This is a genomic window from Haemophilus parainfluenzae (assembly GCF_014931415.1).
In the GTDB taxonomy this organism is placed as follows: Bacteria; Pseudomonadota; Gammaproteobacteria; order Enterobacterales; family Pasteurellaceae; genus Haemophilus_D; species Haemophilus_D parainfluenzae_AF.
Genome location: NZ_CP063121.1, coordinates 439,880 through 452,866, shown reverse-complemented (window position 1 = coordinate 452,866; position 12,987 = coordinate 439,880). Strand labels below are relative to the sequence as shown.

The window sequence follows — 12,987 nt, the reverse complement described above, 5'->3', positions numbered from 1 at the left end:
AGTCAAATTGACCGCTCTTTTTTATTTTCTTAATTTCACTAACTCAACTTCGTGATTTTCACCTTTTCTAAGAATGAGATTGGCTCGTTCACGAGTCGGCAGAATGTTTTGTTTTAAATTCAATCCGTTAATGTTATCCCAAATGTTGCTGGCCGTTTCAATGGCTTCTTGCTCAGAGAGATTGGCATAATGTTTAAAATAGGAATCTGGATTGGTGAAAGCACTTTGACGGAATTTTAAAAATCGCTTGATGTACCATTCTTTGAGCAAGTTCTCGTCTGCATCAACATAAATAGAGAAATCCACAAAATCAGACACGAAGGTTTGATTTGCTTTATTTGAACCCGTTTGGAGAACGTTTAGTCCTTCTAAAATTAAAATATCCGGTTGATCGACAATATCAAATTTATCAGGAACGATATCGTAAGTTAGATGAGAATAAATAGGCGACTTTACCGATGGCTTGCCTGATTTGATATCGGCTAAAAAACGAATTAATTTGGCTGTATCATAAGAAATAGGGAAGCCTTTTTTCTGTAGCAAATCATCTTTTTTCAGTTTCTCTAATGGATACAGGAAACCATCAGTAGTTATCAGATCAACTTTTCGTTCGGTAGGCCAGTGGGTTAGCAAAGATTGCAAAATACGTGCTGATGTACTTTTCCCGACAGCAACACTACCCGCGATACTAATGATGTAAGGGACTTTAGGGCTTTGTCCGCCAAGAAAACGATTCAAAACGGTTTGGCGGCGAAGGTTTTCGTCAATATAGTAGTTAATAAGACGTGCAAGTGGCAGGTAAATGGTGCTCACTTCATCAAGAGAAAGCTCTTCATTAAAACCTAAAAGTGGTTTGAGATCTTGCTCCGTTAATTTTAGCGGAACAGATTTTCTTAATTCAGCCCATTGTTGACGACTAAAGTTCAGAAAGGGCGTTAGTTGTTCGGTAATTTCCACGGTGCTTTATATCTAGAGTGAAAAAATTGGACAAAATATACCCTATAAATGAGTTGTGATCATCGTTTTTTATTAAAAGTGGTGAGTTTTAAAGCAAGAATGAGGCTTTTTGCTTGTAAATTAGCCGAATAGTTAAAAAAAACGTATTTTTCATAAAAAAAACTTGTCAGGCATAAAATTTTCCATATAATACGCCTCACTTGCTTACAACACGCCGACTTAGCTCAGTAGGTAGAGCAACTGACTTGTAATCAGTAGGTCACCAGTTCGATTCCGGTAGTCGGCACCATCCTTTAGTAAACAAGTATTCATTTAGCGTGGAGGGGTTCCCGAGCGGCCAAAGGGGGCAGACTGTAAATCTGTTGGCTCAGCCTTCGAAGGTTCGAATCCTTCTCCCTCCACCATTTTCTAAATGAATTCTGATGGGACAGATGAATTTAGGACTGCGGGCATCGTATAATGGCTATTACCTTAGCCTTCCAAGCTAATGATGCGGGTTCGATTCCCGCTGCCCGCTCCAAACGCTGATATAGCTCAGTTGGTAGAGCGCACCCTTGGTAAGGGTGAGGTCGGCGGTTCAAATCCGCCTATCAGCACCAGCCTTCCAAATTCCTCTCTCCTTATTAAATAGTAATGATTTTATTGGTTAATGTGGTTTAATTTACCCATCGATAACCGTGTCTATTTAGAGGGACTCTTTAAATGTCTAAAGAAAAATTTGAACGTACAAAACCGCACGTAAACGTGGGTACAATCGGCCACGTTGACCACGGTAAAACAACTTTAACAGCAGCAATCACAACCGTATTAGCAAAACACTACGGTGGTGCAGCTCGTGCATTCGACCAAATCGATAACGCGCCAGAAGAAAAAGCGCGTGGTATCACCATCAACACTTCACACGTTGAATACGATACTCCAACTCGTCACTACGCACACGTTGACTGCCCAGGACACGCGGACTATGTTAAAAACATGATTACCGGTGCGGCGCAAATGGACGGTGCTATCTTAGTAGTAGCAGCGACAGATGGTCCAATGCCACAAACTCGTGAGCACATCTTATTAGGTCGCCAAGTAGGTGTACCTTACATCATCGTATTCTTAAACAAATGCGACATGGTAGATGACGAAGAGTTATTAGAATTAGTAGAAATGGAAGTTCGTGAACTTCTTTCTCAATATGATTTCCCAGGTGACGATACTCCAATCGTACGTGGTTCTGCATTACAAGCATTAAATGGCGTTGCAGAATGGGAAGAAAAAATCCTTGAGTTAGCAAACCACTTAGATACTTACATTCCTGAACCAGAGCGTGCAATTGACCAACCGTTCCTTCTTCCAATCGAAGACGTGTTCTCAATTTCAGGTCGTGGTACAGTAGTAACAGGTCGTGTTGAGCGTGGTATCATCCGTACTGGTGATGAAGTTGAAATCGTTGGTATCAAACCAACTACAAAAACAACTGTAACTGGTGTTGAAATGTTCCGTAAATTACTTGACGAAGGTCGTGCAGGTGAAAACATCGGTGCATTATTACGTGGTACAAAACGTGAAGAAATCGAACGTGGTCAAGTATTAGCGAAACCAGGTTCAATCACTCCACACACTGACTTCGAATCAGAAGTTTACGTATTATCAAAAGATGAAGGTGGTCGTCACACTCCATTCTTCAAAGGTTACCGTCCACAATTCTATTTCCGTACAACTGACGTAACTGGTACAATCGAGTTACCAGAAGGCGTGGAAATGGTAATGCCTGGTGATAACATCAAAATGACAGTAAGCTTAATCCACCCAATCGCGATGGACCAAGGTTTACGTTTTGCAATCCGTGAAGGTGGCCGTACAGTAGGTGCTGGCGTTGTTGCGAAAATCATCAAATAATTGATGTATTAACTGTAACAAGTTAGATTAAGAAGGCGTATCGAAAGATACGCCTTTTTGTTTTTTATCAATGAATGTTGTTTTTATAATAGAAAGTGCGGTCAAAAATTGTGTCATTTTGGTATGATACAGACTCATTTTTTATACGGGTGTTTTTATGCAACAACTACCATTTAAAGCCGTTGTCTCTGATCTTGATGGCACGCTACTTAATACCAATCATGTAATTGGTGAGTTTACTATTGATGTATTGAATAAATTAGAACAAAAAGGTGTAGATATTATTTTAGCAACGGGACGTAATCATACAGATGTTGCTTCTATTTTAGGTAAGATTGGAGCGGAGCATGCCGTAATGATCACTTCCAATGGCGCACGAGTGCGTGATCTAAAAGGTAATCTTATTTATAGCAATAGTCTTCCAGAGGAAATCGTACTTGAGTTGTATAAAATCCCTTTTGATCGTACCAAGATTTGTATCAATACTTATCAAGATGATGGTTGGTTTATCAATACAGATGTACCTGAATTAGCAAAATATCATAAGGATTCAGGTTTTATGTACGAAGTTGTTGATTTTACAAAGCATCATGGAAGAGGAACTGAAAAAGTATTTTTTATTGCTCATGATCCTAAAGATCTAATAGAACTAGAAGATTATCTTAGAACACATTTCGGGGATAAAACCACAATTGTTTATTCAGCGGTAACTTGCTTAGAGGTCATGAACAAAAATGTATCGAAAGGTGATGCATTAGCTCATCTATTAGAAAATAGAAATTATGGATTAAAAGATTGTATTGCTTTTGGCGATGGCCAGAATGATGTTGAAATGCTTTCTTGGGTTGGTAAAGGTTATGTGATGGCAAATGCTGATTCTCGTTTAAAAGAAGCTTGTCCTGAACTGGAAGAGATCGGGTTCAATAAAGACGAAGCAGTGGCCAAACATTTAGCAGAAATTTTTGGTATTAAATAGATGTTTCAGTCAATTTTTCTGATTAGTGCCGGTGCGGCAATTGGAGCCTCTTTACGCTGGGGATTAGGTTTATGGCTTAATTCCCTGTTTAGTTCGCTTGCATTTGGTACACTTGTGGCTAATTTTATTGGCTGCTTTTTGATGGGGATTTTATTAGCAGCCTTTTGGACCTTTCCGCAATTTAGCCCTGAATGGCGATTATTCTTAGTGACTGGATTTCTTGGTGCGCTCACCACATTTTCCTCTTTTTCAGGCGAAGTGATTGAACTCTTTTTTAAAGAAGAATGGGGCAATGGATTGTTCGTTTTAGTGAGTCATTTAGTTGGTTGTTTAATCTTTACAGTGTTAGGTATTTATTTCTTTAGGCTCATCAGTCTTCTATTCCATTTCCGATAACATCACTAAATTCTTCAGAATAAAACCCATGAGAAAGCATATACTGCCAAATTTTTTGTTTGCTTTTAATTGGTTGTGGTTCTGAATAATTAGGAAACTTTTTACGTAGAACCTTTTCTGCGATTTCAGTCCAATTAATTTCACTTTCTACAAGGACTTCATTTATGACGTCTGAAGATACACCTTTTAGTTGACGTAATTCTTGTTTAATACGATTTGCACCATATCCACGTTGCGAACGTGCATGTAAATAATTTTCAGTAAATCGTTTGTCATTTTGCCAGTTTTTTTTCTGACAGTAAGCAATCGTTTCATCGATCTCATCTTCTGTAAATGCTTTTTCCTGCATTTTATTGCGTAGTTCAAATTCGCTATATTCACGTCGAGCAAGTAAATTAACGACATAGCTCAAAGCAAGAGAAGACATAGAAATTCCTTTTAGGTGAAATATGGTTGAAATGAAAAGTGCGGTCAATTTTGACCGCACTTTTAGTGATTAGAAATCGCTTTCTGCGTCATCGGTAGATTGTTCAATATCAGCCATTAATGCTTGCTCTGGGTTAGCGACTAATTCAGCACGAAGTTTCGCTTCAAGTTCGTCTGATTTTGCAGGGTTTTCGTTTAACCATTTCATTGCGTTAGCTTTCCCTTGACCAATCTTTTCACCGTTGTATGCATACCATGCACCAGATTTCTCAACAAGTTTGTGTTTAACTCCGAGTTCAATTAATTCGCCAGCTTTAGATATACCTTCTCCATAAAGAATTTGGAAATCCACTTGGCGGAAAGGCGCAGCTAATTTGTTTTTAACTACTTTAACACGAGTTTCGTTACCAATGACTTCATCTCCATCTTTAACTGAACCAGTACGACGGATATCTAAACGAACAGAAGAGTAGAATTTTAGCGCGTTACCACCAGTTGTGGTTTCTGGGTTACCAAACATGACACCAATTTTCATACGAATTTGGTTAATGAAGATAACGAGACAATTTGCATTTTTGATTTGACCGGTTAATTTACGTAGCGCTTGAGACATTAAACGCGCTTGTAAACCCATGTGTGAATCACCCATTTCGCCTTCAATTTCAGCTTTCGGGGTAAGTGCAGCAACGGAGTCCACAATGACGACATCTACAGCTCCAGAACGTACTAATGCATCACAAATTTCAAGTGCTTGTTCACCATTATCTGGCTGGGAGACTAAAAGTTCTTTCACATCAACGCCAAGTTTTGCTGCATAAATAGGATCAAGTGCATGCTCTGCATCGATAAACGCGCAAGTTTTACCTACTTTTTGTGCTTGAGCGATAACAGATAAGGTTAAGGTTGTTTTACCAGAAGATTCAGGTCCAAAAATTTCAACAATACGCCCCATTGGTAAACCACCAATACCAAGAGCGACATCAAGACCTAAAGAACCCGTTGAAACAGATTCAACGTCAAGGGCTTGAGTATCGCCCAATTTCATAATTGAGCCTTTACCGAATTGCTTTTCAATTTGACCAAGTGCTGCTGCGAGCGCTTTTTGCTTTTCTTCTTGAGTTGCCATATAAAACCTTCTTGAATAGAGTTATCTAAATTTGGTTAGATTATATCTGTATTGATGTACAGTATCAAGAGAAATTTTTTCCTCGATGAAAAAATGTGAACTAGATTCCAAATTTTAGAAATAGATTATTTAAAATCAACTTTTTAAGTATTTTTGTAGATTTTGAATTTGTGCTGCGAGAATTTTTTCACCCAGTTCATGTACAGTTTTTATTTTGGTTTCATCTCGTTCTAATCGACCTATATTGAGTGATACATTTGGACGAATCACAAAGATTTTATTTTGTTTTTCTAAACGAATGATTTCTTCTACTTGTTTATTATAAGTGTGGTAGCGATTTTCTAAGGTTTTAACTAAGTGTGGATATTTGCGATAAAAAAGCTTGAATAAAAAAGAAGAGGATTTTGTTTTACGGTAGTCGATAGGTTGAGTTAAAACAACGATGATTTTATCACAACCGAGCTCTTGTGCTTTTTCAAATGGAATACTATCAGCAATTCCACCGTCTAGATATTTTTGTCCATTAATTTCCACAAATTGTGAGACGAAAGGCATCGCTGAGGTTGCTCTGAAGTATTCCATTTCTTCGAAAACATTTTTGATTTTGAAATATTCAGCTTTACCGCTCTCGATGTTTGTGGCTGCTAAATAGAAATCAATGTGAGATTTCTCGAATTCATTTTGATCAAAAGGGTCGAGATTAAAGGGGAGATCATAAAAAGCGAAATCTTTATTGATAATATTGCCCGTTGTAAAAAGACTATGAAATCCCATGTAACGTTTATCTTTAAGATATTTTAGGTTATATCTCAACGCTCTTTCTTTTTGGTTGGATGCATAATTGATGCCAAATAATGCACCTGCAGAAATGCCAATAATTTTATCTATTTGAATGTTTTGCTCCATGAGGGTATCAAGGACGCCTACAGTAAACATACCTCTCATGCCGCCACCTTCAAGAACGAGTCCTACTGTCATTTTTACTCCTGGAATTTGAAAAAGTTTTAGTGGAATAAATATTAAACTATAAACTTATTTATATTTATCTTGTTGTTTATCAATAAATAAATTTTGCATTTGCGATCTTTCTCACAAAATTGAAATTTTATATTCGTCACACTTAATTGGTTATGATATAAACATTTTTGAGAAGTACTTCTTGGTATAGTCGTATGTGATTAACCTTGAAATAAGGAGGAGTTTTAAAATGAAAACTCTCATAATCCCAAATGATCATATCAGTAAAGTATGTGATTTGTTAAATCAACTTATCGGAGATGTGACAAGTAAAAATTTATTTACGGGATATGGCTTGTATCATAAAGAGAAAGATATGTTTGCGGTTTGGGCAAACAATAAGGTTTACTTACGTGCTAAGGATGAGCTTTCGATAAAATTAAAAGGACTTGGCTGTAAACCTTTTGCAACAAATGAACTCAATAAACGCTTCGTATTATCTGATTATTATGCTTTAACTGAAAGCATCTTGAAAGATAATGTTTTAATGAGAACCTTGATCATTCTTTCTATCAGTCAAATCAGGAAGGAAAAATTAGATTCTGCACTCTCTAAGATTGGACGGATTCGTGATTTACCGAATTTATCGGTTAAGTATGAAAGAGCTCTGAAGAAAGTGGGTATTGATAATGTTGATACCTTACGACAAATAGGCGCTGAAAATGCGATTGTTCGTTTGAAGAAAGCGGATATTGGGGCAACTGAAGCTTTCTATTGGCGGCTTCGAGGCGCTTTAGAGAATCGTAATTGTGAGTTTTATACTGAAAAAGAGAAGGAAAGAGGTCTTAGTAAACTTAATGAAATACTTTCTGCAAATGGGTTTAGACGTTGTAAGCGGACCTTAAAAAAGGCTGAATAGCATTCATATAAAGGAGTTAACGTTTAAAAAATCATCTATCGAAGAAATTTCTTAAAAAATTGCTTGCGTGGATTTCAAAAATCCATATAATGCAATCCACACAACGACGCGCTGTTGTGACTCTTAAGAAAAACCAGTGCGTCGTTCTTTTTTGCTCTTTAACAATATATCAGACAATCTGTGTGGGCACTTGTTGATTGACTTGTTTTAAAAATATTTTTTAATTTTGAAGTCTTAATAGGTGCTAACTAGAAATTCATAATACTTTTTTAAGTAGTGACATTTTATGTCAGCAGTATTGAGCGATTGAACTTGAATTGAAGAGTTTGATCATGGCTCAGATTGAACGCTGGCGGCAGGCTTAACACATGCAAGTCGAACGGTAACATAAAGAAGCTTGCTTCTTTGATGACGAGTGGCGGACGGGTGAGTAATGCTTGGGAATCTAGCTTATGGAGGGGGATAACTACGGGAAACTGTAGCTAATACCGCGTAGTATCGAGAGATGAAAGTGTGGGACCTTCGGGCCACATGCCATAGGATGAGCCCAAGTGGGATTAGGTAGTTGGTGAGGTAAAGGCTCACCAAGCCGACGATCTCTAGCTGGTCTGAGAGGATGACCAGCCACACTGGGACTGAGACACGGCCCAGACTCCTACGGGAGGCAGCAGTGGGGAATATTGCGCAATGGGGGCAACCCTGACGCAGCCATGCCGCGTGAATGAAGAAGGCCTTCGGGTTGTAAAGTTCTTTCGGTAGCGAGGAAGGCATTTAGTTTAATAGACTAGGTGATTGACGTTAACTACAGAAGAAGCACCGGCTAACTCCGTGCCAGCAGCCGCGGTAATACGGAGGGTGCGAGCGTTAATCGGAATAACTGGGCGTAAAGGGCACGCAGGCGGTGACTTAAGTGAGGTGTGAAAGCCCCGGGCTTAACCTGGGAATTGCATTTCATACTGGGTCGCTAGAGTACTTTAGGGAGGGGTAGAATTCCACGTGTAGCGGTGAAATGCGTAGAGATGTGGAGGAATACCGAAGGCGAAGGCAGCCCCTTGGGAATGTACTGACGCTCATGTGCGAAAGCGTGGGGAGCAAACAGGATTAGATACCCTGGTAGTCCACGCTGTAAACGATGTCGATTTGGGGGTTGAGCTTTGAGCTTGGCGCCCGTAGCTAACGTGATAAATCGACCGCCTGGGGAGTACGGCCGCAAGGTTAAAACTCAAATGAATTGACGGGGGCCCGCACAAGCGGTGGAGCATGTGGTTTAATTCGATGCAACGCGAAGAACCTTACCTACTCTTGACATCCAGAGAACTTTCCAGAGATGGATTGGTGCCTTCGGGAACTCTGAGACAGGTGCTGCATGGCTGTCGTCAGCTCGTGTTGTGAAATGTTGGGTTAAGTCCCGCAACGAGCGCAACCCTTATCCTTTGTTGCCAGCGATTAGGTCGGGAACTCAAAGGAGACTGCCGGTGATAAACCGGAGGAAGGTGGGGATGACGTCAAGTCATCATGGCCCTTACGAGTAGGGCTACACACGTGCTACAATGGCGTATACAGAGGGAAGCGAGAGTGCGAGCTGGAGCGAATCTCACAAAGTACGTCTAAGTCCGGATTGGAGTCTGCAACTCGACTCCATGAAGTCGGAATCGCTAGTAATCGCAAATCAGAATGTTGCGGTGAATACGTTCCCGGGCCTTGTACACACCGCCCGTCACACCATGGGAGTGGGTTGTACCAGAAGTAGATAGCTTAACCTTTTGGAGGGCGTTTACCACGGTATGATTCATGACTGGGGTGAAGTCGTAACAAGGTAACCGTAGGGGAACCTGCGGTTGGATCACCTCCTTACCAAAAACGAGAGACAATAAGTGTCCACACAGATTGATTGATATATTGTAGACAATATCGAGCAGAAAGCCGTTATTCCCTTGGGTCTGTAGCTCAGGTGGTTAGAGCGCACCCCTGATAAGGGTGAGGTCGGTGGTTCAAGTCCACTCAGACCCACCACTCAAACTGAGTGAGTGATTGAGGTGAATAAGGTAATAAATAAACGATGACATGGGGATATAGCTCAGCTGGGAGAGCGCCTGCCTTGCACGCAGGAGGTCAGCGGTTCGATCCCGCTTATCTCCACCACTTATCATCGTTAAGTAAATTGAGTTTTTATACTTAATGAGTTTATTTAACGATGATAACTGAAAATGTTATTTCTGTTCTTTAACAACCAGGAAACAAGCTGAAAAACTGAAGAGACTTTCAAGTCCTTTAAGGATAAGAAAAAGTCTGAGTAAGAAGAAAATCTTGATTGAACAAAAGCAATCAAGTGTTTAGTTGAAAACACAACATCAAGAATTTTTGAGGTTGTATAGTTAAGTGACTAAGCGTACAAGGTGGATGCCTTGGCAATCAGAGGCGAGGAAGGACGTGCTAATCTGCGAAAAGCTTGGATGAGTCGATAAGAGGCGTTTAATCCAAGATGTCCGAATGGGGAAACCCAGTAGATGAAGAATCTACTATCACTTACTGAATCCATAGGTAAGTGAGGCAAACCGGGAGAACTGAAACATCTAAGTACCCCGAGGAAAAGAAATCAACCGAGATTTCGTTAGTAGCGGCGAGCGAACGCGAAGGAGCCTGTTAGTGATAATGACAGAGACAGAGGAACAAGCTGGGAAGCTTGGCGATACAGGGTGATAGCCCCGTACTCGAAGTCCAGGTCATGGTACTAAGCTAACGACAAGTAGGGCGGGACACGTGATATCCTGTTTGAAGATGGGGGGACCATCCTCCAAGGCTAAATACTCCTGATTGACCGATAGTGAACCAGTACTGTGAAGGAAAGGCGAAAAGAACCCCGGTGAGGGGAGTGAAATAGAACCTGAAACCTTGTACGTACAAGCAGTGGGAGCCCTTTTGGGGTGACTGCGTACCTTTTGTATAATGGGTCAGCGACTTATATTTTGTAGCGAGGTTAACCGAATAGGGGAGCCGAAGGGAAACCGAGTCTTAACTGGGCGTCTAGTTGCAAGGTATAGACCCGAAACCCGGTGATCTAGCCATGGGCAGGTTGAAGGTTGGGTAACACTAACTGGAGGACCGAACCGACTAATGTTGAAAAATTAGCGGATGACTTGTGGCTGGGGGTGAAAGGCCAATCAAACCGGGAGATAGCTGGTTCTCCCCGAAATCTATTTAGGTAGAGCCTTGAGCGGACACCTTCGGGGGTAGAGCACTGTTTCGGCTAGGGGTCCATCCCGGATTACCAACCCGATGCAAACTACGAATACCGAAGAGTGATACTCAGGAGACACACGGCGGGTGCTAACGTCCGTCGTGGAGAGGGAAACAACCCAGACCGCCAGCTAAGGTCCCAAAGTCTATATTAAGTGGGAAACGAAGTGGGAAGGCTTAGACAGCTAGGATGTTGGCTTAGAAGCAGCCATCATTTAAAGAAAGCGTAATAGCTCACTAGTCGAGTCGGCCTGCGCGGAAGATGTAACGGGGCTCAAATATAGCACCGAAGCTGCGGCATCAGTAGCAATACTGTTGGGTAGGGGAGCGTTCTGTAAGCGGATGAAGGTGAATCGAGAGGTTTGCTGGACGTATCAGAAGTGCGAATGCTGACATAAGTAACGATAAAACGGGTGAAAAACCCGTTCGCCGGAAGACCAAGGGTTCCTGTCCAACGTTAATCGGGGCAGGGTGAGTCGGCCCCTAAGGCGAGGCTGAAAAGCGTAGTCGATGGGAAACGGGTTAATATTCCCGTACTTGGATAAACTGCGATGTGGGGACGGAGCAGGTTAGGTTATCGCACTGTTGGATATGTGCGTTTAAGTTGGTAGGTGAGAAGTTTAGGCAAATCCGGACTTCTTTAACACCGAGAGATGATGACGAGGCTCTACGGAGCTGAAGTAACCGATACCACACTTCCAGGAAAAGCCACTAAGCTTCAGGTTTATCTAAACCGTACTGAAAACCGACACAGGTGGTCAGGTAGAGAATACTCAGGCGCTTGAGAGAACTCGGGTGAAGGAACTAGGCAAAATAGCACCGTAACTTCGGGAGAAGGTGCGCCGGCGTAGATTGTAGTCCCTAGCGGGCGAAGGTTGAACCGGTCGAAGATACCAGCTGGCTGCAACTGTTTATTAAAAACACAGCACTCTGCAAACACGAAAGTGGACGTATAGGGTGTGATGCCTGCCCGGTGCTGGAAGGTTAATTGATGGTGTAATCGAAAGAGAAGCTCCTGATCGAAGCCCCAGTAAACGGCGGCCGTAACTATAACGGTCCTAAGGTAGCGAAATTCCTTGTCGGGTAAGTTCCGACCTGCACGAATGGCATAATGATGGCCAGGCTGTCTCCACCCGAGACTCAGTGAAATTGAAATCGCCGTGAAGATGCGGTGTACCCGCGGCTAGACGGAAAGACCCCGTGAACCTTTACTATAGCTTGACACTGAACATTGAATTTTGATGTGTAGGATAGGTGGGAGACTTAGAAGTAGTCACGCCAGTGATTATGGAGTCGTCCTTGAAATACCACCCTTTAACGTTTGATGTTCTAACGAAGATTACGAAACGTGGTCTCGGACAGTGTCTGGTGGGTAGTTTGACTGGGGCGGTCTCCTCCCAAAGAGTAACGGAGGAGCACGAAGGTTTGCTAATGACGGTCGGACATCGTCAGGTTAGTGCAATGGTATAAGCAAGCTTAACTGCGAGACAGACAAGTCGAGCAGGTACGAAAGTAGGTCATAGTGATCCGGTGGTTCTGAATGGAAGGGCCATCGCTCAACGGATAAAAGGTACTCCGGGGATAACAGGCTGATACCGCCCAAGAGTTCATATCGACGGCGGTGTTTGGCACCTCGATGTCGGCTCATCACATCCTGGGGCTGAAGTAGGTCCCAAGGGTATGGCTGTTCGCCATTTAAAGTGGTACGCGAGCTGGGTTTAGAACGTCGTGAGACAGTTCGGTCCCTATCTGCCGTGGGCGTTGGAGAATTGATTGGGGCTGCTCCTAGTACGAGAGGACCGGAGTGGACGCACCACTGGTGTTCCGGTTGTGTCGCCAGACGCATTGCCGGGTAGCTAAGTGCGGAAGAGATAAGTGCTGAAAGCATCTAAGCACGAAACTTGCCAAGAGATGAGTTCTCCCTGTTTTTAAGACAGTAAGGGTTGTTTAAGACTAAGACGTAGATAGGTCTGGTGTGTAAGCGGTGCGAGCCGTTGAGCTAACAGATACTAATTGCCCGAGAGGCTTAACTATACAACGCTCAAGGGTTTTGGGTGTTGGAAGACGAGACGAAACTCAGAGAAGAAAGAGAAAGTTTTGAGGTTA

At 42.0% G+C, this 12,987-nt stretch carries 8 protein-coding genes, 6 tRNA genes and 2 rRNA genes; 12 read left to right on the top strand and 4 right to left on the bottom strand.

Annotated features, from left to right (window positions below; all coding sequences use genetic code 11):
* Positions 1 to 21 precede the first annotated feature (21 nt).
* Complete coding sequence (coaA, locus tag INP93_RS02315) at positions 22 to 957, bottom strand: type I pantothenate kinase (protein ID WP_005695046.1); 936 nt, start codon at positions 955 to 957, stop codon at positions 22 to 24.
* A 213-nt stretch (positions 958 to 1,170) separates the two neighbouring features.
* Between coaA and INP93_RS02310 the strand changes: the two genes are divergently transcribed.
* The 7 genes from INP93_RS02310 to crcB all read left to right on the top strand — a co-directional run bounded on the left by INP93_RS02310 (position 1,171) and on the right by crcB (position 4,216).
* Positions 1,171 to 1,246, top strand: a tRNA-Thr gene (locus INP93_RS02310).
* A 30-nt stretch (positions 1,247 to 1,276) separates the two neighbouring features.
* A tRNA-Tyr gene (locus INP93_RS02305) sits at positions 1,277 to 1,361 on the top strand.
* A 41-nt stretch (positions 1,362 to 1,402) separates the two neighbouring features.
* Positions 1,403 to 1,477: transfer RNA gene (locus INP93_RS02300), tRNA-Gly, on the top strand.
* Between the two features lie 3 nt (positions 1,478 to 1,480).
* Positions 1,481 to 1,556: transfer RNA gene (locus INP93_RS02295), tRNA-Thr, on the top strand.
* 103 nt (positions 1,557 to 1,659) lie between these two features.
* Complete coding sequence (gene tuf, locus INP93_RS02290) at positions 1,660 to 2,844, top strand: elongation factor Tu (protein WP_049383876.1); 1,185 nt, start codon at positions 1,660 to 1,662, stop codon at positions 2,842 to 2,844.
* A 157-nt stretch (positions 2,845 to 3,001) separates the two neighbouring features.
* Positions 3,002 to 3,820, top strand: coding sequence for a Cof-type HAD-IIB family hydrolase (locus tag INP93_RS02285; protein WP_197545019.1), 819 nt, complete (start codon positions 3,002 to 3,004; stop codon positions 3,818 to 3,820).
* Positions 3,821 to 4,216, top strand: coding sequence for a fluoride efflux transporter CrcB (gene crcB / locus INP93_RS02280; RefSeq protein ID WP_049365038.1), 396 nt, complete (start codon positions 3,821 to 3,823; stop codon positions 4,214 to 4,216).
* Here crcB and recX read toward each other — a convergent pair.
* The 3 genes from recX to INP93_RS02265 all read right to left on the bottom strand — a co-directional run bounded on the left by recX (position 4,191) and on the right by INP93_RS02265 (position 6,746).
* Positions 4,191 to 4,643 (bottom strand): recombination regulator RecX, encoded by a 453-nt coding sequence (recX, locus tag INP93_RS02275; RefSeq protein ID WP_197545018.1) that lies wholly within the window; start codon positions 4,641 to 4,643, stop codon positions 4,191 to 4,193. The genes crcB and recX overlap by 26 nt on opposite strands.
* Before the next feature lie 69 nt (positions 4,644 to 4,712).
* Complete coding sequence (recA, locus tag INP93_RS02270; RefSeq protein ID WP_111388079.1) at positions 4,713 to 5,768, bottom strand: recombinase RecA; 1,056 nt, start codon at positions 5,766 to 5,768, stop codon at positions 4,713 to 4,715.
* Between the two features lie 135 nt (positions 5,769 to 5,903).
* Positions 5,904 to 6,746, bottom strand: a complete 843-nt coding sequence (locus INP93_RS02265) for a patatin-like phospholipase family protein (protein ID WP_197545017.1) — start codon at positions 6,744 to 6,746, stop codon at positions 5,904 to 5,906.
* Between the two features lie 229 nt (positions 6,747 to 6,975).
* Between INP93_RS02265 and INP93_RS02260 the strand changes: the two genes are divergently transcribed.
* From INP93_RS02260 to INP93_RS02240, 5 genes are all read left to right on the top strand, one after another.
* Complete coding sequence (locus INP93_RS02260; protein WP_193452053.1) at positions 6,976 to 7,644, top strand: TfoX/Sxy family DNA transformation protein; 669 nt, start codon at positions 6,976 to 6,978, stop codon at positions 7,642 to 7,644.
* A 314-nt stretch (positions 7,645 to 7,958) separates the two neighbouring features.
* Positions 7,959 to 9,498 (top strand): 16S ribosomal RNA (locus tag INP93_RS02255).
* Between the two features lie 82 nt (positions 9,499 to 9,580).
* Positions 9,581 to 9,657 (top strand) — tRNA-Ile (locus INP93_RS02250).
* A 53-nt stretch (positions 9,658 to 9,710) separates the two neighbouring features.
* A tRNA-Ala gene (locus INP93_RS02245) sits at positions 9,711 to 9,786 on the top strand.
* A 231-nt stretch (positions 9,787 to 10,017) separates the two neighbouring features.
* Positions 10,018 to 12,915, top strand: a 23S ribosomal RNA gene (locus INP93_RS02240).
* Together the 16S and 23S rRNA genes with 2 tRNA genes alongside form the textbook arrangement of a ribosomal RNA operon.
* The last annotated feature ends 72 nt before the right edge of the window (positions 12,916 to 12,987 follow it).